19 protein-coding genes are annotated in these 24,124 nt (G+C 67.6%); 7 read left to right on the plus strand and 12 right to left on the minus strand.

Annotated elements, in window-relative coordinates; all coding sequences use genetic code 11:
• The first annotated feature begins 31 nt into the window (after positions 1-31).
• The gene (locus BOX17_RS11160) at positions 32-1,153 is read left to right on the plus strand and encodes a phospholipase D-like domain-containing protein (protein ID WP_071944564.1); all 1,122 of its coding nucleotides are present in this window, start codon (positions 32-34) and stop codon (positions 1,151-1,153) included.
• A 45-nt stretch (positions 1,154-1,198) separates the two neighbouring features.
• On the opposite strand, the gene BOX17_RS11165 is transcribed toward BOX17_RS11160, so the two are convergent.
• Positions 1,199-1,852, minus strand: a complete 654-nt coding sequence (locus tag BOX17_RS11165) for a YecA/YgfB family protein (RefSeq protein WP_083582145.1) — start codon at positions 1,850-1,852, stop codon at positions 1,199-1,201.
• A gap of 88 nt (positions 1,853-1,940) precedes the next feature.
• Between BOX17_RS11165 and BOX17_RS11170 the strand changes: the two genes are divergently transcribed.
• The 3 genes from BOX17_RS11170 to BOX17_RS11180 all read left to right on the plus strand — a co-directional run bounded on the left by BOX17_RS11170 (position 1,941) and on the right by BOX17_RS11180 (position 5,493).
• A complete protein-coding gene (locus BOX17_RS11170; RefSeq protein WP_071944567.1) occupies positions 1,941-2,501 on the plus strand; it encodes a SprT family zinc-dependent metalloprotease in 561 nt (186 codons plus the stop codon).
• 162 nt (positions 2,502-2,663) lie between these two features.
• On the plus strand, positions 2,664-4,613 hold the full coding sequence (acs, locus tag BOX17_RS11175) for an acetate--CoA ligase (protein ID WP_071944569.1): 1,950 nt from the start codon (positions 2,664-2,666) through the stop codon (positions 4,611-4,613).
• Between the two features lie 217 nt (positions 4,614-4,830).
• A complete protein-coding gene (locus tag BOX17_RS11180; protein WP_071944570.1) occupies positions 4,831-5,493 on the plus strand; it encodes a LuxR C-terminal-related transcriptional regulator in 663 nt (220 codons plus the stop codon).
• Positions 5,494-5,586: 93 nt separating this feature from the next.
• On the opposite strand, the gene BOX17_RS11185 is transcribed toward BOX17_RS11180, so the two are convergent.
• The 4 genes from BOX17_RS11185 to BOX17_RS11200 form a co-directional block, all read right to left on the minus strand.
• On the minus strand, positions 5,587-9,531 hold the full coding sequence (locus BOX17_RS11185; RefSeq protein WP_071944572.1) for a hybrid sensor histidine kinase/response regulator: 3,945 nt from the start codon (positions 9,529-9,531) through the stop codon (positions 5,587-5,589).
• Positions 9,532-9,610: 79 nt separating this feature from the next.
• Positions 9,611-10,114, minus strand: coding sequence for a hypothetical protein (locus tag BOX17_RS11190; RefSeq protein WP_341853280.1), 504 nt, complete (start codon positions 10,112-10,114; stop codon positions 9,611-9,613).
• A 109-nt stretch (positions 10,115-10,223) separates the two neighbouring features.
• Positions 10,224-12,020, minus strand: coding sequence for a sodium:solute symporter family protein (locus BOX17_RS11195; RefSeq protein ID WP_071944576.1), 1,797 nt, complete (start codon positions 12,018-12,020; stop codon positions 10,224-10,226).
• Between the two features lie 6 nt (positions 12,021-12,026).
• Positions 12,027-12,287, minus strand: coding sequence for a DUF4212 domain-containing protein (locus BOX17_RS11200; protein ID WP_071944578.1), 261 nt, complete (start codon positions 12,285-12,287; stop codon positions 12,027-12,029).
• Between the two features lie 528 nt (positions 12,288-12,815).
• Between BOX17_RS11200 and BOX17_RS11205 the strand changes: the two genes are divergently transcribed.
• From BOX17_RS11205 to ttcA, 3 genes are all read left to right on the plus strand, one after another.
• Entirely contained in the window at positions 12,816-14,639 is a 1,824-nt protein-coding gene (locus BOX17_RS11205; protein WP_071944580.1) for a DUF294 nucleotidyltransferase-like domain-containing protein, read from the plus strand.
• 54 nt (positions 14,640-14,693) lie between these two features.
• The gene (locus BOX17_RS11210; RefSeq protein ID WP_071944582.1) at positions 14,694-15,320 is read left to right on the plus strand and encodes a 3'-5' exonuclease; all 627 of its coding nucleotides are present in this window, start codon (positions 14,694-14,696) and stop codon (positions 15,318-15,320) included.
• 86 nt (positions 15,321-15,406) lie between these two features.
• Positions 15,407-16,318: a tRNA 2-thiocytidine(32) synthetase TtcA gene (gene ttcA, locus BOX17_RS11215; protein WP_071944584.1), complete on the plus strand. Its 912-nt coding sequence runs from the start codon at positions 15,407-15,409 to the stop codon at positions 16,316-16,318.
• 152 nt (positions 16,319-16,470) lie between these two features.
• Here ttcA and fnr read toward each other — a convergent pair whose 3' ends face one another.
• The 7 genes from fnr to ccoG form a co-directional block, all read right to left on the minus strand.
• On the minus strand, positions 16,471-17,214 hold the full coding sequence (gene fnr / locus BOX17_RS11220; RefSeq protein ID WP_071946835.1) for a fumarate/nitrate reduction transcriptional regulator Fnr: 744 nt from the start codon (positions 17,212-17,214) through the stop codon (positions 16,471-16,473).
• 67 nt (positions 17,215-17,281) lie between these two features.
• Positions 17,282-18,637: an oxygen-independent coproporphyrinogen III oxidase gene (hemN, locus tag BOX17_RS11225; protein ID WP_071944586.1), complete on the minus strand. Its 1,356-nt coding sequence runs from the start codon at positions 18,635-18,637 to the stop codon at positions 17,282-17,284.
• A gap of 96 nt (positions 18,638-18,733) precedes the next feature.
• Positions 18,734-19,432, minus strand: a complete 699-nt coding sequence (locus BOX17_RS11230; protein ID WP_071944588.1) for a sulfite exporter TauE/SafE family protein — start codon at positions 19,430-19,432, stop codon at positions 18,734-18,736.
• The gene (gene ccoS, locus BOX17_RS11235) at positions 19,432-19,644 is read right to left on the minus strand and encodes a cbb3-type cytochrome oxidase assembly protein CcoS (protein ID WP_071944590.1); all 213 of its coding nucleotides are present in this window, start codon (positions 19,642-19,644) and stop codon (positions 19,432-19,434) included. The genes BOX17_RS11230 and ccoS overlap by 1 nt, the downstream gene beginning before the upstream one ends.
• On the minus strand, positions 19,641-22,121 hold the full coding sequence (locus BOX17_RS11240; RefSeq protein ID WP_071944592.1) for a heavy metal translocating P-type ATPase: 2,481 nt from the start codon (positions 22,119-22,121) through the stop codon (positions 19,641-19,643). Before BOX17_RS11240 ends, ccoS begins: the two co-directional genes overlap by 4 nt.
• Positions 22,122-22,634 (minus strand): FixH family protein, encoded by a 513-nt coding sequence (locus BOX17_RS11245; RefSeq protein ID WP_071944594.1) that lies wholly within the window; start codon positions 22,632-22,634, stop codon positions 22,122-22,124. It lies immediately after the preceding gene.
• Positions 22,634-24,067, minus strand: coding sequence for a cytochrome c oxidase accessory protein CcoG (ccoG, locus tag BOX17_RS11250; RefSeq protein ID WP_071944596.1), 1,434 nt, complete (start codon positions 24,065-24,067; stop codon positions 22,634-22,636). The genes BOX17_RS11245 and ccoG overlap by 1 nt, the downstream gene beginning before the upstream one ends.
• Positions 24,068-24,124: the final 57 nt, after the last annotated feature.

The raw sequence follows: 24,124 nt of genomic DNA on the forward strand, positions 1-24,124 counted from the left end.
TGCTGTAACGGTAGGTGACAGGGACCACGCCATGCATGGCATGTGGCGAGACGGAAATCACTTCGAGCTGCTTCCCGAGGCGGCGCTCTTCCTGCCGGCCATGTTCGAGGCCGTCGACCAGGCGCGCGACTTCGTGCTGATCGAACTCTACCTGATGGAGTCCGGGCGGCTGGCCACGGCGCTGACCGGATCGCTGCTGCGGGCGGCCGAGCGGGGCGTATCGGTGATGCTGCTGCTCGACGGCTACGGCGCCATGGGCCTGGACGCCGCCGATCGTGAGCGCCTCGAGGCCGGCGGGGTGGCGCTGCGCTTCTTCAATCCCCTGGGGCTGGAGTCGCTGGTGCGCAACCTCACCCGCGACCATCGCAAGCTGGTGGTGGTCGATGGGGCCCAGGCCTTCACCGGGGGCTTCGGGGCGGTGGACGAGTTCCTGGATGCCTGGTACGAGGTCGCGGTGCGCATCGAGGGGCCGGTGGTCGCGGACTGGGTGCGGCTGTTCTGTCGCGTCTGGGACTCCCCCATGAGCCGCGGGCCCGGCGAGCCCACGCTGGTGCGGGGGATCGACCTGGCGACGCGTCGCAACGAGGGCTATCGTAGCATGCGAGGGCGGGTGGTGTGGGGGCAGGGCTATCGCTACCAGGCGATCCGTCACTCCCTGCATCACCGGGTCTCGGTCTCCTCGCAGCGTCTGTGGCTCTGCACGCCCTACTTCGTGCCCACCCTCACCCTGCGCAGGCGACTGGCCCAGGCGGCCCGGCGCGGGGTCGACGTGCGGCTGCTGCTGCCCGGCGTGGCCCACGACCATCCGGGCGTGCACTACGCCGGCCAGCGCTTCTACGGCCGCATGCTGCGCGCGGGGGTGCGCATCTTCGAGTTCCAGCCCAGCTTCATCCATGCCAAGTTCACGCTGGTCGACGACTGGGTCAGCCTCGGCTCCTGCAACTTCGACCACTGGAGCCTGCAGTGGAACCTGGAGGCCAACCAGGAGGTGGAGGACCCCCGCTTCGCCGTCGAGGTCGCCGACCTGTTCGAGCGCAACTTCGCGACGAGCCATGAGATCGATCCCGAGGCCTGGTCCCGGCGGCCGCGCTGGCAGCGCCTCAAGGAGTGGCTGTTCGGCACCCTGGACGGGATGCTGACCCGGCTGCGCTGACGGCAGGCGAGGCGTCGCGGCGTCGGCGAACCCGGCGTCCGTTGCCTAGCGCTTGTGGCCCTTGCCGCGACTGGCGGGCGCCTTGCGCCGGGGCTTGGGCTTGGGCGTCTCCGGCGGGACGCGATAGTGGAGGTAGAGGTCCAGCAGCAGCTCCGGCAGCTGGGCGACGAGGCCCTCCAGCCGCGCGCTGTCGCCGGCCAGTTCGGCCATGTCGGGCTCGTCCTCGAACAGCCCCGACAGCAGCATGAAGGGCAGCAGCAGGGTGGCGGCGGCCTCCTCGTCATCGGCGAACCAGGCGGCCTCGTCGAGGAAGACCCCCTCCATGAAGCCGGCGCACCAGTCGCCGATTGGCGTCTCCTCGGGGGCCAGCTCGCCCAGTTCGAGCTCGAAGGGCAGCTCCGGCAGCCCGCCGCCTTCCAGCACCTCGATGGCCGTGTGCCGAAGCCGCTCCAGCAGCCCGAGGATCGCCTCGCGCTCGGCGTCGTCCTCGAAGGCCGGCTCGCCATGGAACAGCTCGGCGACCCAGGTCGCCGCTGGCACGTCGCTAGGCGCCACGGCCAGCGCCACCAGGAAGCCATGGGCCCCGATCAGGTCCAGGGCATCGGCATCGACGCGGTCGGAGTCGAGGAAGTCGTCCAGGAGGTCGAGCTCCTGGTCCTCGAGCAGGGGCTGGGGTAGGGGCGTTTCGGCATCGGACATGACGGCTCTCGCAGGGAAACGTTGCATGGGGTAAGGCGTGACGCCTCGGGCTTTACGCCTCGATCAAGACCGGCCATTCTAGCATCCCATGACGGCTCCCGCGCTTCCCGCCCCCGACGCCACCCGGCTCGATGCCCTCGACCGGCAGGCCCTGCACCGCGCCCTGATCGACCGGGTCGAGGCGGCCTGGCGGCTGTGTCTCGAGGTTCACCCGGCGCTGCCGCGCCCGGCCGTCTGGCTGGACCTGCGCGGCAAGTCGGCCGGCCAGGCCCACTTCGGCCGCGGCGGGCTGCGCTTCAATCCCGTGCTGCTCGACGAGAACCGCCTCGCCTTCCTGGTCGAGGTGGTGCCCCACGAGATGGCCCACTGGCTGGTCCATCATCTCGAGGATGGGGAGCGGGCGCGTCCCCACGGCCGGGAGTGGCAGACCGTGATGCGCCGTCTCTTCGGCCTTCCCCCCCGCACCACCCATCGCTTCGATACCGGGCGGTCGAGCCCCGCTCCCTACCGCTATCGCTGCGGCTGCCGCGAGCACGCCTTCACGGCCCGTCGTCATGCGCTGGCCCGTCGGGGAAGCCGTTATCGTTGCCGGCACTGCGCTCAGACCTTGGTCTATTACGCCCCGCCAGCGTTTGAAAAGACCGTTTAAGTCATTGTTATGAATAAGAAATTTGATCATACCAATGTCTAAAGGGAAGGCCGCGTCCAGGCGTATATGCTGTGGGCAGTTTTTATGGAACCGGCGCGCCATCAAACGCGCAGCCGGCATCATCCACCTGGAGGGCCTACCCTCCCGGACAGAGGCAACTCCATGACCGAGCAGCAGAAAGTCTATCCGGTAAGTGACGACTTCGCGGCCAAGGCCAACGCCGACAAGGCCACCTACGAGGCCATGTACCGGCAGTCGGTCGAAGACCCCAAGGGGTTCTGGGGTGAGCAGGCCAAGAACCTCGACTGGTTCAAGGCGCCCACCAAGATCAAGAACACCTCCTTCGACTCGCACAACGTGGATATCCGCTGGTTCGAGGACGGCACCCTCAACGCCAGCGTCAACTGCCTCGACCGCCACCTCGAGACCCGTGGCGACCAGCCGGCGATCATCTGGGAAGGCGATGATCCCAAGGACGACAAGACGCTCACCTATCGTGAGCTCTACGAGCAGACCTGCCAGCTGGCCAACGGGCTCAAGGAGCTGGGAGTCGGCAAGGGCGACGTGGTCACGCTCTACATGCCGATGATTCCCGAGGCCGCCATGGCGATGCTGGCCTGTGCCCGCATCGGGGCGGTGCACTCGGTGGTGTTCGGTGGCTTCTCGCCGGACGCCGTGGCCCAGCGCGTCATCGGCGCCAAGTCCAAGCTGATCATCACCGCCGACGAGTCCGTCCGCGGCGGCAAGCAGGTGCCCCTCAAGGACAACGTCGATGCCGCCCTGACCCGCGACGGCACCGACGTGTGCAAGAACGTGCTGGTGGTCAAGCGCACCGGCGGCGAGATTGACTGGAAGGACGGTCGCGACGTCTGGTACCACGACGTCGTCTCCAAGCAGTCCACCGACTGCCCGGCCGAGGAGATGAACGCCGAGGACCCGCTGTTCATCCTCTACACCTCGGGTTCCACCGGCGCGCCCAAGGGGCTGAAGCACACCACCGGCGGCTACCTGCTGCAGGCGTCCATGACCCACCGCTACGTCTTCGACTACCAGGACGGCGAGGTCTACTGGTGCACCGCCGATGTGGGCTGGGTCACCGGCCACAGCTACATCGTCTACGGCCCGCTGGCCAACGGCGGCACCACCCTGATGTTCGAGGGCGTGCCCAGCTACCCGACCCATGGCCGCATGGGCGAGATCGTCGACAAGCACAATGTCAGCATCCTCTACACCGCCCCCACCGCGGTGCGTGCGCTGATGGCCCACGGCGACAACGTCATGGACTCCAGCCAGCGCGACAGCCTGCGTCTGCTCGGCTCGGTCGGCGAGCCGATCAACCCCGAGGCCTGGGAATGGTTCCATCGGGTGATCGGCAACGGCAAGTGCCCCATCGTCGACACCTGGTGGCAGACCGAGACCGGCGGCATCATGATCGCCCCGCTGCCGGGCGCCACCGACCTCAAGCCGGGCTCCGCGACCCTGCCGTTCTTCGGCGTGATGCCGGCCCTGGTCGACAACGAGGGCAACGAGCTCAAGGGCGCCACCGAGGGCAACCTGGTGATGCTGGACTCCTGGCCGGGTCAGGCGCGCTCCATCTGGGGGGACCACGACCGGTTCGTGCAGACCTACTTCTCGACCTACAAGGGCATGTACTTCACCGGTGACGGCTGTCGTCGCGACGAGGACGGCTACTACTGGATCACCGGCCGCGTCGATGACGTGCTCAACGTCTCCGGTCACCGCATGGGGACCGCCGAGATCGAGTCCTCGCTGGTGGCCCACGAGGCCGTGGCCGAGGCGGCCGTGGTCGGCTTCCCCCACGACATCAAGGGGCAGGGCATCTACATCTACGTGACCCTGGCCGACGGCTTCGAGCAGACCGACGAGCTCAAGAAGGAGCTGACCCAGTGGGTGCGCAAGGACATCGGCCCCATCGCCTCGCCGGACGTCATCCAGTGGGCGCCGGGCCTGCCCAAGACCCGCTCGGGCAAGATCATGCGCCGCATCCTGCGCAAGATCGCCGCCAACGAGTGTGATGGCCTGGGCGACACCAGCACCCTGGCGGATCCTTCCGTGGTCGACGACCTGATCGAGCATCGCGCCAACCGCTGAGGGTACTGCCCGCCTCGGCAGGCGAGGTCGCCTGCCGCGGCACGACACCGCAAGCCGGCCCCACAGGGCCGGCTTCTTCGTGGCCGTGAGTCCGGCTGTCGACGATATCTCGCGAGCTCTTGGGAATCGCCTCGGGCATGGGGTAACATGCGGGCAACAACAGTTAGCCCAGCGTGGCGGTCTTCGGTCCGCTGCAAGAGGAACCGGAGGAAGATCCATGGCTTTTGCCCAGAAATTCATCGTCGCCGATGATCATCCGCTGTTCCGCGCGGCCCTGACTCAGGCCCTGCGTCAGCTGGCGCCCCAGGCCGAGATCGTCGAGTCCGACACCATGTCGGCGACGACCGACGTGGTCACCCGGCACCCCGATGCCGACCTGATCCTGCTGGACCTGCACATGCCCGGCGCCCACGGTTTCTCCGGCCTGATCCAGCTGCGCGGCCAGACCCCGGACATTCCGGTGGCGGTGGTCTCGGGCAGCGACGAGGTCCACGTGGTGCGCCGGGCCATCGACTACGGCGCCTCGGGCTTCATTCCCAAGTCCTCGTCGCTGGCGCTGATCGCCGAGGCGGTGGGCGAGATCCTCGATGGTGAGGTGTGGCTGCCGGCCGAGATGGCCGAGGCCCTGGGCGAGTCCAACGAGGAGGAGACCCGCTTCGCCGAGGCGATCGCCTCCCTGACGCCCCAGCAGTTCCGGGTGCTCAACATGCTCACCGAGGGGCTGCTCAACAAGCAGATCGCCTACGAGCTGAGCGTCTCCGAGGCCACCATCAAGGCCCACGTCACCGCCATCCTGCGCAAGCTCGGCGTGCACTCCCGTACCCAGGCGGTGATCGCCGCCCAGAAGCTCGAGGTCGAGCCGCCCAAGGTCGAATCCTGACCCGGGCGTCCCCGCCCGCCTCGCGCGTCACCCACGAAACACCCCGCCGGATCGCCCCCCGGCGGGGTGTTTCGTTGCGCGTCGGCCGCCCTCCTAGGGCTGTCGCTCCGCCCGGCTGGCCTGCAGGGTGCGGGTGAGCAGGGCGCGCAGGGCCGCGGGACGCACGGGCTTGAGCAGCAGCTGGTAGCCGCTGCGACGGATCTCCTCGGCCACCTCCTCGGTTCGGTCGGCGGTGATCACGATGCCCGGCACGGCATCCTCCAGGCGTTCGCCGAGGGCCTCCAGGGCCATCAGACCGGTGACCTCGTTGTCCAGGTGGTAGTCGGCGAGGATCGCATCCGGGTCGCCGTCCAGGTGGCGAAGCACCGACTTGGCGCCGCCGATGGAGGTGGCGGTGAAGACCTCGCAGCCCCAGCCCGAGAGCATCGCCTTCATGCCCTCGAGGATCAGCGACTCGTTGTCGATGCACAGGATGCGGGTGCCGGCGAGCTTGTTGCCGGCCCGCTTCGGGGCGTCCTCGGCCTGCTGGGTCGCGGTGCGGGGCGCCACCACCGGCACGCTGACCGAGAACATGGTGCCGACGCCCTCCCGCGAGCTTACCCGGATGGGATGGTCGAGGACGCGGGCCATGCGGTCTGCGATGGAGAGCCCGAGCCCCAGGCCCTTCTCGCTCTCCTTGTGGCGCGTGGCCTGGTCGAGTCGTCGGAACTCCTGGAAGATCTCCGCCTGCTTGGCCTCGGGAATGCCGGGGCCCGAGTCCCATACCTCGATGGTGATGCGCTCCCCGTGGCGGCGGCAGCCCAGCAGGACCCGGCCCGCCTGGGTGTAGCGGATGGCGTTCGACAGGAAGTTCTGGACGATCCGGCGCAGCATCTGGGCATCGCTGTCCACCCACTGGCGCGTCGGCACCACCATCAGGTCCAGGCCTCGCTCCTCGGCCATCACCTGGAACTCGGCCCGCAGGGGCTGGATGATGTCGGCCAGGGCGAAGTGGCTGCGCCGCGGGGTCAGGGCGCCGGCATCGAGCTTGGAGATGTCGAGCAGGGTGCCGAGCAGCTCCTCGGCGGCCTGCAGGGAGTTGTCGATATGGCCGATGGTGCGCTTCATGTCCTCGGCATCCATCTCCTGGGCCAGCGCCGAGGTGAAGAGCCGCGCGGCATTGAGCGGCTGCAGCAGGTCATGGCTGGCGGCGGCCAGGAAGCGTGTCTTGGAGGCGTTGGCGTCCTCGGCCAGCTGCTTGGCCTGGCGCAGCGCCAGCTCGGCCTCGGCGCGGACCCGGTTCTCCTGGCGCAGGGCGGCGTTGGCCTCGGAGAGCGCCTGGGTACGCTCGCGGACCCGCTCCTCGAGGGTCTCGTTGGTCTCCTTCAGGGCGATCTCGGCCAGGCGTCGCTCGGTGATGTCCTGATAGAGGGCGAAGAACCCGAGTATCGCCCCACTGTCGCCGAAGTGGGGCGTGTAGGTGACCAGCATGTGGCGGCGCTCGTCGCCGATGGGCAGCGAGACCTCGAAGTTGACCCGCTCGCCGGCCAGGGCGCGCTCGATCCAGGGGGCCCGCTCGCGGGCCATGTCGGGCGCGATCACCTCCTCGACGCGCTTGCCGATCACCGCGTTGCGGTCGATCTCGAAGGCCTGCTCGTAGGCGCGGTTGGTGAAGAGATAGCGACACTCCTTGTCGAAGTAGGCGATCAGCGCTGGCACGTTGTCGGTGTAGATGCGGATGTTGTTCTCCGAGCGGATCAGCGCCTCCTCGATGCGCTTCTGCTGGGTGATGTCCTGGTAGGTGTAGACGAAGCCGCCGCCCGGCATCGGGTTGCCCTGCACCTCCAGCACGCTGCCGTCCTGGCGATAGCGCACGTAGCGGTGGGGCTGGCCCTCGCGGATGTTGTCGATGAGCAGCCGGACATGCTCCTCCGGGTCGCCGGGGCCGTACTCGCCGTTGTGGGCGTTGTAGCGGAAGATCTTGTCCATCGGCGCGCCCACCCGGATCAGGTGGTCGGGGAAGCGGAACAGCTCCAGGTAGCGCTGGTTCCACACCACCAGGCGCAGGTTCTGGTCGACCACGCTGATGCCCTGGTTGATGTTCTCGATGGTGGCCTGGAGCAGGGCGCGGTTGAACTCCAGCACCTGGGAGGCCTCGTCGACGATGGAGATGACGTCCGAGATGCCGATGCCGCGGCCCTGCAGGGCGGAGTTGACGACGATCCGCGCCGAGGAGGCGCCGAGCACCGACGCCAGGAAGCGTTCGGTGAACTGGATGACGTCGATGGAGGCCCGGGTGTTGTCCTCCAGGGGCTTGCCGGTGCGTCGGGCATAGTCATGGAAGGCGCGACTCACCTGGCCGGCGCCCAGGAAGCGCTCGCAGAGCACCTTGAGGTCGCCCACGGTGGTGGCGCCGGTCCAGGGGCGGTTCACCGAGGTCTGGCGGGTCTCGACGCTGTCGACGAACAGCGAGGCCTGGATGCGCTCGACCACCCGCTGCGGTGTCATCTGGGACACGAAGATGTAGCAGAAGAGGTTCACGCCCAGGGAGAGCATCACGCCATGGGTGAAGCTGTCGCCGACATTGAGCCCGAACAGCGAGGTGGGGGCGAGCCAGGCGATATCCAGCGGGCCGCCGTCGGCCCAGCCTGCCGGCAGCACGCCGGTGCTGATCATGGTGGGCATCAGCAGGCTGTAGGCCCAGATGGCGAAACCGGCGTTCATGCCGGTGATGACCCCGAGGCGGTTGCCGCGCTTCCAGTAGAGGCCGCCGATCAGCGCCGGGGCGAACTGGGCCGCCGCGGCGAAGGAGAGCATGCCGATGTTGGCCAGCGAGCTGAACTCGCCGATCAGGTGGTAGAAGCCGTAGGCCATGGCCAGGATCACGGCGATGGTGATGCGCCGGGCGCGCAGCACCAGCCGGCCGTAGTCGCGCGGCTTGGTGTCGAACCAGCGCAGGCGGAACAGCGCGGGGATGACGATCTCGTTGGAGATCATGATCGAGACCGCCACGGCGGCAACGATGACCATGCCGGTGGCCGCCGAGAAGCCGCCGATGAAGGTCAGCAGCGTCAGCCAGGCGTTGTCGGCCGCCATGGGCAGGGCCAGCACGTAGGTGTCGGGCTCGATGCGCGTGTCGGCGAAGATGGTCAGGCCGGCCGCGGCGAGCGGGATGACGAAGAAGGCGAAGGCCAGCAGGTAGAGCGGGAAGAGCCAGCGGGCCTTGGTGGCATCGTCGCGGTGGATGTTCTCCACCACCGCGACATGGAACTGGCGGGGCAGGCAGAGGATGGCCAGCATCGCCAGCAGGGTCTGGGCCCAGAAGCTCTGGCCGAAGTTCTGGTCGGCCAGCTGGCGCTGGAGCTCCAGCTGGGTCTCGGCGCGGCCCAGCAGGTCGCCCAGGCCGTCGAACATGCCCCAGGTGACGTAGGCCCCGAGGGCCAGGAAGGCCAGCAGCTTCACCAGCGACTCGAAGGCCACGGCGTGGATCAGCCCCTCGTGGTGCTCTGTGGCGTCGGTGTGCCGGGTGCCGAAGAGGATCGCGAAGGCGGCCATTACCAGTGCCACGTAGAAGGCCGTGTCGCCGAACAGCGGTGTCCGGGTGATGTCGGAGGCCGAGGTGACCACGCTGAAGGAGGTGGAGACCGCCTTCAGCTGAAGGGCGATGTAGGGCAGGGTGCCGATCAGCGCCACCAGGCTGGCGAAGGCCGCCAGGGACTGGGTCTTGCCGTAGCGCGAGGCGATGAAGTCGGCGATGGAGGTGACGTTCTGGTGCTTGGCGACGCGGATCATCTTGGCCAGCACCGGCCAGAACAGCAGCAGCGTGAGGATCGGCCCGACGAAGATGCTGGCGAAGGACCAGCCGGCCGTGGCCGCCTGACCCACGGCGCCGTGGAAGGTCCAGGAGGTGCAGTAGATGGCCAGCGCCAGGCTGTAGATCACCGGACGGCGTCGGCTCGCCCCGTGTGCCCTGGCATGGCGATCGCCGCGCCAGGCGATCGCGAACAGCACGGCGATGTACAGCAGTGAAACGACGATCAGCAGCCAGCCAGCGAACATTCACTCTACTCCCTTCCGGATGCGCCCATTCTAGGGCAAGGCTGGTGCTCGGGGCAGCCGGCAGTGCATGGCCGCCGGGTCAGGCCTCGGGGCATACCGCCCGATGGATCGGGGCGGACGCCTCGACGCGGCGCATCTCTTCGGTGCGCGGGGTCCGCGTCTCTCCCTCGAGTGGCAGCATCTCTCCGGTCGCGCAGTTCATCAGCCAGGCCTGGTGGCTCACCTGGTCCACGTACTGTTTCTCGAAGCGGTAGAGGATGAACTCGACCAGGCGCTCTCCCTCCGTGCGAGTCACCGCCAGGTTGTCCTGTTCCACGATGGTGAAGGCCGTGGTCATCGGGAAGAAGTAGGTCCAGGGGCGCCAGAAGGCCGGGCGCTCCTCCACGGAGACCACCTGTGCCGAGTCGGGCAGCTGCAGCTGCTTGTGCTCGAACCATGAGTACTCGTTGTGGATCTGGTAGGCCAGCATGCCGAGGCCACCACAGATCGGGATGATCCAGCGCGGCAGGCGCTTACCGCTGGCCATTCGCAGGATCAGTCCGACGCCCGCGGCTCCCAGGCCGGCAAATACCGCCGCAATCAAGTGCCATATCATAAATCATGAGTCCTTAAAGCGATCGGGCTTCCCTGAGGAAGCCCGATCGGGTGAGGTTCCGCGGCCCGGACTGGCCGGGCCGGGAGGCCATTATGGCCTAGTGGTCAACGGCAGTACCAGCGCCCTTCGGGAAGCGCACGCTCTCCACCAGGTCCTGGATCTCCTGCGGAGGCTCCTCGGTGGCGTTGGAGACGGTGAAGGCGACTGCGAAGTTGAAGATCGCGCCCACCGCACCGAAGGAGAGCGGCGAGATGCCCAGGATCCAGTTATCCGGCGTGTTGGGCAGCATGTTGGTCTCCGGAATGAAGAACCAGCCCAGGTAGGTGAAGATGTAGAGCAGGGTAGTGCCCAGACCGGTCAGCATGCCGGCAACGGCGCCCTTGTTGTTCACCCGCTTGGAGAAGATGCCCATCATCAGCACCGGGAACAGCGAGGCACCGGCGATACCGAAGGCCAGGGCCACCGTCTGTGCCGCGAAACCGGGAGGATTCAGCCCCAGGAAGGTCGCCAGCAGGATGGCACCGGCCATGGAGATCCGGGCTGCCAGCATCTCGCCCTTCTCGGAGATCTTGGGGTTGATCATGGTCTTGATCAGGTCGTGACTGATGGCCGAGGAGATGGCCAGCAGCAGGCCGGCGGCCGTGGAGAGCGCGGCCGCGATACCACCGGCGGCGATCAGGCCGATGACCCAACTCGGCAGGTTGGCGATCTCCGGGTTGGCGAGCACCAGGATGTCGTTGTTGACGTTGAGCTCGCTGCCGTTCCAGCCACGCTGTGTGGCAGTCTCGGCGAAGGCGTCGTTGCCGTCGTTGTAGACCTGTACGCGACCATCGCCGTTCTTGTCATCGAAGGTGATCAGGCCGGTCTCTTCCCAGGTCCGGACCCACTCGGGACGGTCGGAATAGAGGATCGGGTTGGTGGCGGCGTCCTCGTAGCTCTCGACCTGGCCGGCCATGTCCGGATAGACGGTGGTCATCAGGTTGAGGCGTGCCATGGAACCCACGGCGGGTGCGGTCAGGTAGAGCAGGGCGATGAAGACCAGTGCCCAGCCGGCGGACCAGCGTGCATCGGCCACCTTCGGGACGGTGAAGAAGCGGATGATGACGTGGGGCAGGCCCGCGGTACCGACCATCAGCGACATGGTGAACAGCACCATGTTCAGCTTGTTGTCGACGTCGGCGGTGTAGTCGCGGAAGCCCAGTGCATTGATCACGTCATCAAGCTTCGCCAGCAGCGGCACACCGGACTCGGTGTGGGTGCTGAACAGGCCCAGCCCGGGAATGGGGTTGCCGGTCAGCTCCAGGGAGATGAACACGGCCGGGATGGTGTAGGCGATGATCAGCACGATGTACTGCGCCACCTGGGTGTAGGTGATGCCCTTCATGCCACCGAACACGGCGTAGAGGAAGACGATGAAGGCGGCGATCCAGATGCCCCAGGTATTGCTGACCTCCAGGAAGCGCGAGAAGGCGACGCCGGCACCGGTCATCTGGCCGATGACGTAGGTGATCGAGGCCACGATCAGGCAGATGACCGCGACCAGGCGGGCGGTATTGCTGTAGAAGCGGTCACCGATGAAGTCGGGCACCGTGAACTTGCCGAACTTGCGCAGGTAGGGCGCCAACAGCATGGCCAGGATGACGTAGCCCCCGGTCCAGCCCATCAGGAAGGTGGAGTTGGCATAGCCCCCGGAGGCCAGCAGGCCGGCCATGGAGATGAATGAGGCGGCAGACATCCAGTCCGCGGCGGTGGCCATGCCGTTGGTGACCGGATGCACGCCGCCGCCGGCGACATAGAAGTCCTTGGTCGACCCGGCACGGGCCCAGATCGCGATGCCGATGTAGAGCGCGAAGGAGGCGCCTACGAACAGCAGGTTGATTGCAAACTGACTCATGCTGGCTTACTCCCCGAGTCCGAACTGTTTATCGAGACGGTTCATCTTCCACGCATAGAAGAAGATGATGCCGATGAAGGTCAGGATCGAGCCCTGCTGGGCGAACCAGAAGCCCAGGTCCGTCCCGCCTACCGGAATGCCTGCCAGCAGCGGGCGAAAGAGGATAGCGCAGCCGTATGACACGAAGGCCCAGACGATCAGGCACCCCGTGATCAGGCGTACGTTCGCCTTCCAGTAAGCAGCGGCATTGGCTTTGTCGTCTGCCATAGTGTTGCTCTCCACATTTTATTGACGTTGGGAAGTTGTCCAGAGCGTTCATGTCGCTCATCAGGACAGTCGTGCCGACGGAGCCAGCCTCGATGGCGGAATCTGGACCGGTCTGTCACCAGGTTGCCCGCAGCGTGTCGAGCTGCATTGTCGACGCGGGATTGCCCTGTATGGCTCAGGCGTAATAGTGGGCAGCAAATGCCTAAAATAAATCCCAGACTTTCGTATCATGAAAAGATACCGATGGAGTGTATTCCTTATAAATACATATAAAACAGAATCTTGCATTTATCCTTTGGGAGGGCTTTCACTCGGCAAGGGGCGCGCATAGGACGATGGTATAGCCTGGAAAAGTCGACCAGTTGATGTGATTTGCCCGGCGGTGTCTGACGATGGTCTAAGGCTGCCAGGATAGGACGATTGTCTAGGTCTTTACGCCCCCCCGACTTTGCTATCTTGAATTCCCGATAGAAGCCAAGTTTACCGAGGTCTGCGGGGTGGTGGCAGCCGCGCAACGAGGACAGCCCCATGGTAGATGTAGAACTTTCACATCCCCCCTTCACCTTCCTCGACGAGGAAGGCAGGGAGCGTGTCCGCAGCGGTATTGATCTGGCCTATTTCGACCGCGATGAGATCATCCTCGATGCCGGTCAGCCCGGGGAGTACGTCTTCCTGATCCACAAGGGCGAGGTCGCCGAACTGGACCCGACCCTGCCGGGCTCCCAGTCCCATATCGGCCACTACACGGCCGGTGACCTGTTCGGGGCCATCAGCATCCTCAACGGCACCAGTCGCTACCGCTTCAGGGCCGAACAGGAGTGCCTCTGCTACCTGCTGCCCAAGGGGCTGTTCAAGCAGATCTGCAAGGCCTACCCGGCCTTCGCCGAGTTCTTTCGCCAGCGCCTGGCCCAGAAGACCCGCTTGCTCACCGAGCGCCGCGCCGAGGGGGGCGTCACCATGGCGGGCTTCATGCTCGCCGGTGTCAGCGAGTGCATGCGTGCCCCCCTGGTCGTGGAGGCCACGACCAGCATCGCCGAGGCGGTGCACACCCTGAACGACAGCCATGCCGACAGCCTGCTGGTGCAGGGCGAGCACGGGCCGGGCATGGTCACCAAGACCGACCTGCTCAATGCCCTGGTCCTCAAGGGCCTGCCCCAGGAGAGCCAGGTGCAGGCGGTCGCGCATTTCGAACTCGTCACCGCGACAGCCGAGCAGTACCTGTTCGAGGTGCTGGTCCAGATGACGCGCTTCAAGGTGGAGCGGGTCGTGGTCATGGAGCAGGACCGGCCCTGCGGGGTCGTGGAGCTGACCGATGTGCTCAGCTACTTCTCCAGTCGCAGCTATGTGGTCAGCCTGCAGGTAGAGCAGGCGAACAGCCTGGAGGCGCTGGCTGCCGCCAGTCGTCGAACACCCGAACTGGTGAGCGCGCTGATGGCCCAGGGCGTCAAGCTGCGCTTCGCCATGGGCCTGCTGGCCGCGCTCAACGGGCGCATCATCAACAAGGCCTGGGGATTCCTGATCGACGAGCGCTACCACCGCGACAGCTGCCTGATCGTGATGGGCAGCGAGGGGCGCGGCGAGCAGATCCTCAAGACCGACCAGGACAACGGCCTGATCCTCGCCGACGACCTGGAGTGGCCCGACTGCCACGACCAGATGCAGCGCCTCACCGAGACGTTGATCGAACTGGGCTACCCGCCTTGCCCCGGCAACATCATGGTCTCCAATCCCGAGTGGGTGGGGACCGAGACCCAGTGGCGTGCTCGCATCGCGCACTGGGCAGCGAGCCGGGATGGGGAAAGCCTCATGCGTCTGGCCATCATGCTCGATGCCCATGCGGTGGCCGGCAATCCGGCGCTGCTCGAGCGACTGCGCGAGGAGCTCTTCGAGCGCTGCAGTCGTGACGAGATCCTGCTCTCCTATTTCGCCCGTACGGCCTTGCGCTTTTCCACGCCCTTGACCCTGTTCGGGTCCCTGAAGAAGCCGCAGCACGGTGTCGACATCAAGAAGGGGGGCATCTTCCCCATTGTCCACGGGGTGCGCACCCTGGCACTGGAGCGGCGCATCACGGCGACCTCCACCCTCGACCGGCTCGAGGCGCTGGTGGCCGACGGCCGGTTGGATGAGCGTTTCGCCGAGGACCTGGGCGAGGCCCTGTCGCTGTTCACCGAACTGAGGCTCCGGCAGCGGCTCGCGCGCCGCGACGACCCGGAGAGCAAGGGCGGGGAGCCCGACCGGGTGGTGGTTCAGGAACTCTCCTCGCTGGAGCGGGACCTGCTTCGCGAGGCCCTGCACATCGTCAAGGAATTCAAGCAGCGGCTCTCCCACCGCTTCCACCTCGAGTACTCCTGACGGACGCGCGACGCGCGCGGGAGACGGCTCACTACCCTACCAGGAGGTTCCTCGATGCTCAGGGTCCTGCGGCGCGCCGCCGACCGACGACGACAGGCCCATGGCGACTATGGCTGGCTCTTCTCGCCCTATACCGGGGACGAGATGGTCGCCATCGACTGCGTGACCACCGGGCCCGATGCCCGCCAGGCCGAGCTGGTGTCGCTGGCGGCGGTGCGCCTGCGTGGCGACCGGGTGCTGACCAGCGATTCCCTGGACCTGCGGCTGGCGCGTCCCGCCAGCCTCTCAGGCGACTCGATCTGCTTCCACGGCCTGCGTGGCGTCGACCTGGTCGATGGCGCAGGCGTCGACGAGGCGCTGCGGCAGTTCCTGGATTTCGTCGGCAATCGGCCGCTGATCGGCTGGGCCCTGGACGCCGACCTGGCCATCCTCAACCGCTACCTGCGCCCCCGTGTCGGCTTCGACCTGCCCAATGCCTGCATCGACGTGGCCCAGGCCTACCATCGCCAGCTGCGCCGCAGCCATCCCGAGCTGGACGTCCGGCCGCGCTTCGAGGACGTGGCCGAACGCCTGGGGGTGCCGGTGATGGGGCGGAACACGGCGCTGGGCGATGCCGTCACCACGGCGCTGATCCACCTGCGCCTGTCGCGCAGCCCCCTGCAGGTCGAGCGTTTCTGCTGATGGCCCGGACGTCGCTTCGCCTGGTCGTGGCGAGAATGGTAGGATAGTCGCCCGCCATTTCCAGCCGCCCAGGCAGCGCCCAGACCATGCAAGACGCCCTGACATTCGATCCCCGTGATACCGCCGCCCGGCCCGACGCCGCGCCGGCGATCCCGCTCGATGGCCTCGATGCCCGAGGCAAGCGCGAGTTCAACAAGCTGCAGAAGCGGCTGCGTCGCCAGACGGGCAACGCCATCATCGACTACGGGATGATCCATGAGGGGGACCGGGTGATGGTCTGCCTCTCCGGGGGCAAGGACAGCTATACCCTCCTGGAGATCCTGCGCAACCTGCAGCGCAACGCGCCGGTGAGCTTCTCCCTGGTGGCGGTCAACCTGGACCAGAAGCAGCCCGGCTTCCCCGAGCACGTGCTGCCCGAGTACCTGGAGCGCATCGGGGTCGAGTACCACATCCTCGAGCGAGACACCTATTCGGTGGTCAAGGAGAAGACCCCCGAGGGCAAGACCACCTGTGCCCTCTGCTCGCGGCTGCGGCGCGGCTCCCTGTACGGCTTCGCCGAGGAGATCGGCGCCACCAAGGTGGCGCTGGGGCACCATCGCGAGGACATCCTCGAGACGTTGTTCCTCAACATGTTCTTCGGGGGCAGCCTCAAGGCGATGCCGCCCAAGCTGCTCTCCGACGACGGCAGGAACATGGTCATCCGGCCCCTGGCCTACTGCCGGGAGGCGGACATCGCCGAGTTTGCCCGGCTGATGGCGTTCCCGATCATTCCCTGCAACCTCTGCGGCTCGCAGCCCAACCTGCAGCGCCAGTTGGTCAAGGAGATGCTGGCCGAATGGGAAAGCAAGCACCCCGGTCGGCTCGAGAGCATGTTCAATGCCGTCACCAACGTGGCGCCTTCCCAGCTGGCCGACCGGGACCTCTTCGACTTCGCCGGCCTGGAGGAGAAGCAGGCACGCCTCAATGCCGACCGCATCGATCTTCATAACGAGCTATAAGCGGCCAAGCTGCAAGCGCCAAGTGGCTCACTGAGGGGCGGCAAGCTCCACGGCAAGAACCCCATCGGATATGGCATCCGATGGGGTTCCTTGTTGATAGCGGATACGAAGCTGCCCAACATCTTGCCGAGCGCCCGGCGCGCGTCGGCGCCTCAGCGGCAGCCTTCCTGCTCGGCCACCTCGATGAGCGCCTCGAGGTCGAGGATGTTCACCTCGCGGCCGGACACGGCCACCAGCCCCTGGGACTGGAAACGGCCCAGGATGCGGCTGACTGTCTCCACCGCCAACCCCAGGTAGTTGCCGATGTCGGCACGGGACATGGAGAGCCGGAAACTGTAGGGAGAGTAGCCGCGCCGACGGAAGCGGTCGGAGAGGCTGGTGAAGAAGGTGGCCAGGCGCTGGTCGGCGGTCTTGCGGGAGAGCAGGCGCATCATGCGGCGATCCTCTCGCATCTCCTTGCTCATGCTGCGATAGAGCTGGCCCCTCAGCTCCGGCAGTGACTCGGAGAGGGCATCCAGGCGATCGAAGGGGATCTCGCAGACCATGGTGGTCTCCAGAGCCACCACCGTACCCGGATAGCGTTTCTCGTCGATGCCGTCGAGTCCCACCAGCTCGCTGGGCAGGTAGAAGTTGGTCAGCTGGTCCTCGCCGGTGCCCTCGGTGGTCACCTGCTTGAGGCTGCCGGAGCGTACCGCAAACACGCTGGTGAACGGGGCGCCCTGGCGGAACAGCGCCTCACCCTTCTTCAACGGCGCTCGACGGCGGATGATGGCGTCGAACTGGTCCATGTCCTTCACCTCGAGTGCCAGCGGCAGGCAGAGCGAACTCAGGCTGCAGGTCTGACAGCGGGTCTCGTTGAACAGTGCGCGGCGCCTGCTGGTCGCGGTGTCGGGCATGCTCTCCTCCATGAATGATGGCTCCAGCCACAGTATGGAGGATTGTCGCGCACCGGCAAACCACCCCTTAGGAGGTAGGGGAAGCCTGCCAAGGCCAGGGTGCAGGGAGGTAGGCGTCGAAGGCCGTGGCCAGCTGGCGGACCCGCAGTCGGCCGGTGGGTGTGACATTCAGTCGCATGCCCCGGCGTTCGACCAGTCCCGCTCCCTCTGCCCCGGCCAGGCGCGACAGGGGGGTGGCGAGATGGCGCTCGGCGTCCAGGCCGAAGTCGTCGCCAAGGGCCGCCAGGTCGAGGGAGAGTTCGCTCATCAGCGTCTCGATGGCGGCGCGGCGCAGGCGGTCATCCAGGCTCAGCCGGTGCCCGACGGCGGTGGGCAGGCGGCCCTGGTCCAGGGCCGACTCGTAGGCGTCCAGGGTCAGCGGGTTGCGGACATGCAGGTCCTCCAGGCGGGAGACGGCCGTGACGCCCAGCCCCAGCAGATCATGGCGCCCGCGTGCCCGCCCCGCCTGCCGGGCCAGGCGGTCGTCGCCCCGCACGAAGCGGTCCCGACCCACATGCACATAGCCCCCGGCGGCCAGCAGCTCCAGGGCCCTGTCCAGCATCTCCAGGGTCTCCTCCGCGGTGGGAAGCTCCTCGGCGCGGATGTGGCGCTGGGGAGGGAAGCGCTCGGGATGATGCTGGTAGTGAAACAGCGAGAGCCGCGCCGGCGCCATGGCGATGACCTGCTCCAGCGTGGCGGTGAAGCCCTCCCGGGTCTGGCGGGGAAGGCCGATGATCAGGTTCAGGTTCACGGAGTGGAACCCCAGCCGGTCCGCCTCGTCGATCAGCTGCTCGGTCAGGCCGGGGCCCTGCAGACGGTTGATCGCCTGCTGGACGGCGGGGTCCAGGTCCAGCACCTCCAGGCTCAGCCGGTTGAAGCCCAGCGCTTCCAGGTGCCGCAGGGTCAGGACATCGGCTTCCCGGGGGTCGATCTCGATCAGGTACTCCCTGTCCCGATCGCCGGCCAGCCGGAAGCGGGCATCCAGTCGGTCGATCAGGTCGCTCATCTGGCTCAGGCTCAGGAAGGTCGGCGTACCGCCTCCCCACTGCAGGGAGCGGACTTCCCGCCCGGCATCCAGGTGCCGACGGGTCAGGACCATCTCCCGGTCGAGGCGGGCGAGATACGCCTCTGGAAGCCGGGTGTCCGAGGTCGTGACCGGACGGCGGGCGCAGTGAAAGCAGGCCCGCTGGCAGAAGGGCAGATGGACGTAGAGGGACAGGGGCCGCGCCGCCGCATTGCTGTGCTCCAGGGCCCGACGATAGTCCTCGGCGCCGATGCCGTCACCCAGCGCATGGGTAGTGGGGTAGAAGGCATAGTCGGGTGTCGGGGACACCGCGGCGAAGGGAGCGCCGGCTCGGGGGGCGGCTGACGCGAGGGCGGACATGGGGGGCACTCCGGAGGGGAACATGCCTTCATGCTAGTGACGCGCACCGCCGGCCGCGTTGAGCTGCGTCAAGCGAACGTGGAATCGCCCCGGCCGTCAGGGAGTCGTCGCGACGGGCAGCAGCCGCCAGAGCTGCCAGAGGGCGAAGGCGATGATCGACAGCGCGGCCAGCGTGCGGGTCGCCGGATGCCGGATCAGGGCGCCGAGCTGGCTCGCCGCCAGGCCGGTGACCAGCAGGGCCGGCAGGGTGCCGAGGCCGAAGGCCCCCATCAGGGCGGCGCCCCGCCAGGGGTCCGCCATCGCCAGGCTCCAGGCGAGCATGGAGTAGACCAGGCCGCACGGCAGCCAGCCCCAGACGGCCCCCAGGGCCACGGCCTGAGGGATCCTGACCACCGGCATCAGCCGCCGCCCCACGGGCTCGAGATGGCGCCACAGCCGCCTGCCGACCGCTTCGACCTTGAGTAGCCCCTTCCACCAGTCGGCGATGTAGAGCGCCATCAGGATCAGCATCACCGCGGCCAGGACCTGCAGCACCAGGCGTGCCTGGGGGCTGAGGGCCACCAGGGTGCCGAGTCCCGCCACCAGGGCGCCGGCCGTCATGTAGCTGGCGATGCGGCCCAGGTTGTAGCCCAGCAACAGGCCCGAGAGCCTTGCCGGGCTGCGCATGCTGGGGGGCACGGCGAAGGTCAGGGCGCTCATGATGCCGCCGCACATGCCGATGCAGTGGGCACCGCCGAGCAGGCCGAAGAGAAAGGCGGCGGCCAGCGGGGGGAGGTCGAGGCCGGTGGGGTCCATCAGTCGCGGCGGTCCTCGTCACGGGGCGCGTCGGGCTCCGACGACGCCTCAGGCTCCCTGGGGCGGTCGTTCTCGTCCTCGTCGAAGAGGATGCGGTAGGCGGGGCCCTCGAGGTCCTCGAACTGGTCATGCTTGACGGCCCAGAAGAAGGCCCAGACCGCCAGGCCCAGCAGGATCAGCGAGAGGGGGATCAGCAGGTAGAGGATGCTCATGCGTTCACCAGCCTGGGAGCGTCGGCGCCGGACGGCCGCGAGGGACCGTCCCGGGACAGGCGCAGGGCATTGCCGACGACGACCAGCGAACTGGCCGACATGCCGATGGCGGCGAGCCAGGGGGGCACGAAGCCCATGGCGGCCAGGGGCAGCGCCGAGACGTTGTAGACCAGTGCCCAGGCCAGGTTCTGGCGGATGATGCGTCGGGTGGCCTGGCTGGTCGCGATGGCCTCGACGATACGCCCCAGGCGTGGGCCCAGCAAGACGGCGTCGGCGCGGGTGCGCGCCAGGTCGGTGGCGCCGTTCATGGCGATGGCCACGTCGGCGCCGGCCAGCACCGGCACATCGTTGATGCCGTCGCCCACCATGGCGACCCGTTCACCGGCAGCCTGCAGCGACTGGATGCGCGCCAGCTTGTCTTCCGGCGAGGCCGCCGCCTGCCAGGTCGAGATGCCCAGGCGCCGGGCCATGGCTGCCACCGCCGTCTCGGTATCCCCGGAGAGCAGTTCCACCGAGAGGCCGCGTGCCTTCAGGGCCTCCACGGTCTCCCGGGCATCCTCCCGCAGGTGGTCGTGGAGGCAGAACCAGCACCGGGGCTGGCCGTCCTCGGCCAGCAGCAGCCACTGGCCCTCGCCGGGCGTGGCGGGCGGCGCCTCGTGGGCGGCGAACGCCGGCGTGCCGAGTCGCCAGCGACGGCCGTCGACCCGGCCCTCCAGGCCCTGGCCGGGGCGGCTGAGCACCTCGGCGGCCTGGAGGCCGGCGTCGCGGAACGGGCGAAAGGCCCGGGCGATGGGGTGCTCGGACTGCGCTTCCAGGGCGGCAGCCAGGGCACGCGCGCGTGCCTCGTCGAGGGTGTCGCCGAGCGGGTGGGTCTCCACCAGGCGCATCTCGCCGCTGGTCAGGGTGCCGGTCTTGTCGAAGATCACCCGGTCCAGCTGAGACAGGGCCTCCAGGGCGTCGGCGCGGGTGATGAGCACCCCGCGACGGTGCAGCCGGCCGTGGCCGGCGGTCAGGGCCGTGGGCGTGGCCAGTGCCAGGGCGCAGGGGCAGGTGACCACCAGCACCGACAGGGTGACCCAAAGCATGCGGTCGGGATCGATGTACCACCAGGCCACGGCCACGCCGAGGGAGATGAGCAGCACCTGCAGCACGAAGTGGTGGGCCATGCGGGCCGCGAGCTGGGCGATGCGCGGCCGGCTGGCGAAGGCCCGGTCGGTGAGGTCGACGATGCCGGCGACCCGGGCCTCCTGCCCCGCGTGGGTGACGCGCACCGTCAGGGGGCTCTCGATGTTCTGGCTGCCGCCGGTCACGCGGTCCCCGACCCGTCGGGTCACCGGCAGGTACTCGCCGGTGAGCATCGACTCGTCGAGGCTCGACTCGCCGCTCTCGATGACGCCGTCGGCCGGCACGCCATGCCCCGGCTTGACCAGTACCCGGTCGCCGGCGGTGAGTTCGCTGGAGGGCAGGATGCGCTCCTCGCCCGCCTCGGTGAGGCGGATTGCCGAGAGGGGCAGGGCGCCGGAGAGGGCGTTGCCGCTGTGACCGCTGCGTCGCCTTGCGCGAACCTCCACGTAGCGGCCGAAGAGCAGGAAGAAGGTGAACATGGTCACCGAGTCGAAATAGACGTCGCCATGCCCCGCGATCACCGCGTAGCCGCTGGCCAGATAGGCCCCGGCGAGGGCCAGCGACACCGGCACGTCCATGCCGAGGGTCCGGCTCCTGAGGTCGCGCAGGGCACCCGCGAAGAAGGGCTGTGCCGAGAAGAGCACCACCGGGGTGGCCAGGGCGAAGGAGAGCCAGTGAAAGAGGGCGTCGAAATCGGCGCTGAGCTCGCCGGGGTCCGCCACGTAGATCGGGATCGAGAACATCAGCACCTGCATCATCGCCACCGCGGCGACGATCAGCCGGCGCACGTTCATGCGTTCCTCGTGCTTGAGCCGGCTCTGGGCGGCGTCGGGCTCGTAGGGCTGGGCCGGGTAGCCGATGGCCGCCATCTCGGCGAGGATCCGCGACAAGGGCACCTGGTCGGGATCCCAGCTGACGCGCAGGCGGTGATGGGAGAGGTTGACCGCGCTGGCGGTGATGCCCGGGAGGGCATTCAGGCGATGCTCGATGAGCCAGGCGCAGGCCGCACAGGTGATGCCGTCCACGGCGAGGGTGGCGTGCACCGTGCCCCCCTCGGCGTCGGGATGAACGAAGCGCGCCTGCAGCCCGGGGTCGTCGAAGACCGCCCAGGTCTCGACCCTGGCCACCTGGCGATCGTCCGGCCGCTCGGGCAGCTCGGTGCGGAATCGGTAGTAGCTCGCCAGGCCGCCGTCGACGATGGCATGGGCCACGGCCTCGCAGCCGGGGCAGCACAGGGGCCGGCGTTCGTCGTCCAGGGTGATCGACCAGGGCGCGTCCGGCGGCACCCGATTGCCACAGTGGTAGCAGTCGGGCGCATCGGTCTGGGGGGGCGTGGAGGAGGAGGCGACCATCTAGATCCCGGGGGAGAGCGAGATCCCGGTCTCCGTCGGGAATTTCGCTTCGCCGGTCAGGCGCCACTCGGCCTCCTGGCCCGGGGCGGGTTGCAGGTGCAGGTACCAGCGATAGTTCAGCGGCTTGTCGATCATGGTCACGTAGCGCCCGTCACGGACATGTTCCAGCACCAGGGAGCGGTCGCGGCTGCTCTCGGTCGGGAAGATCAACTCGAGGTATAGCCGCTCCGGCTGGCGTTCGCCCTTGAGGTCGACGACGATGTCGCCGGTGCGGGGATCAGCACGCATGACCGCCTCGAGGCCCAGCGCCTTGGCATGCTCCTGCTTGGCCAGCTGCTCGTTGATGGCCAGGCCCCGCTTGTAGTAGTCCTGCTCCACCGTACCGTCGTAGAAGTGGATTGACAGCACCAGGTAGGTGAGGCTGAAGGCCACCGACGAGGCCAGCAGGCCGATCAGGAACCAGGGCCAGAACTGCTTGTACCAGGGGGGAATGGGTCCGGATTCCGCGCTCATCAGCGGGTGCCTCCTAGGAAACGGCTGTCACGTTCGATGGCGATATCATCCTCCAGGGCGGTCACGCGCAGCAGGATGTCGTGGCTGGGGCGCTCGATGACGTCCGGGCTGACGGTGGCCTCCACCACAAGCTGGCGGGACTCGCCGGCGGGGACGCTGACCTCGTGGGTGTCCAGGCGCAGGCCCGGCAGCCCCTCCGCCTCGAGGCGATAGACATGGTCGCGACTGTCGAGGTTGCGCACGGTCATGGTGTAGACGTTGCTGATCTCACCCTCATCGGTCATCTGGTACAGCTGGTTGCGCTCGCGCTCCACGTCGAGTCCGAGTGGCGTGCGGTCCGTCACCGCCCAGGCGAACACACCGATCATCACCAGCAGGGCGGCCAGGTAGCCCATCAGGCGGGGGCGCAGGATGTGCGTCGGCTTGCCCTCCAGGGCGTTCTCGGTGGTGTAGCGGATCAGCCCTCGCGGGTAGCCCATCTTGTCCATCACGCTGTCGCAGGCATCGATGCAGGCCGCGCAGGTGATGCACTCGTACTGCAGGCCGTCGCGGATGTCGATGCCGGTAGGGCACACCTGCACGCAGAGGTCGCAGTCGATGCAGTCGCCGTGGCCGGCCTCGCGGGCCTGCTCGTGGCCGAGGCTCTTCTTGCGCGGCCCGCGGGGTTCGCCGCGGTCGCGGTCGTAGGAGACGATCAGGGTGTCGCGGTCGAACATCACCGACTGGAAGCGTGCGTAGGGGCACATGTAGATGCAGACCTGCTCGCGCAGCCAGCCGGCGTTGAGGTAGGTGAAGACCAGGAAGAAGCCCACCCAGAAGAAGGACCAGCCATGGGCCTCGAGGGTCGGCAGTTCCACCACCAGGTCACGGATCGGGGTGAAGTAGCCGACGAAGGTGACGCCCGTGGCCAGGGCGATCAGCAGCCAGGCCGCGTGCTTGGCGCCCTTGCGCCAGAGCTTGTCGAGTGTCATCGACTGCCGGTCGAGTTTGATTCGCCGGTTGCGCCCCCCCTCGAGGCGATGCTCGAACCAGATGAACAGGAAGGTCCAGACGCTCTGCGGACAGGTGTAGCCGCACCAGACGCGTCCGGCGAAGACCGTGATGAAGAACAGGCCGAAGGCGCAGATGATCAAGAGCCAGGAGAGCAGCATGAACTCCTGGGGGTAGAAGGTCGCCGAGAAGATGTGGAACTCCCGACCCGGGAGGTCGAACCAGATGGCCGGCCGGTCGCCCCAGGGCACCCAAGGCAGCAGGAAGAAGGCCAGCATGAGGCCCCAGTTGGACGCACGGCGCAGGCGCTGGAAGAACCCCTTGATTTCGCGCACGTAGATGTGCCGCCGGCTGGCGTACATGTGCTGGGTGACCGCCTCGTTCGGCGTGTGGTGCTTCACGGGATCCGGGGTGACATCGTGGGTCGGGATCTTCTCGCTCATGGCAGGCTCACGGCTGGCAAGGAGGGGCAGCGCCGGGAAGGAGGGCCGCTGCGGGTG

Origin of the sequence: Halomonas aestuarii, from assembly GCF_001886615.1 — a bacterium.
Taxonomy (GTDB): Bacteria; Pseudomonadota; Gammaproteobacteria; order Pseudomonadales; family Halomonadaceae; genus Halomonas; species Halomonas aestuarii.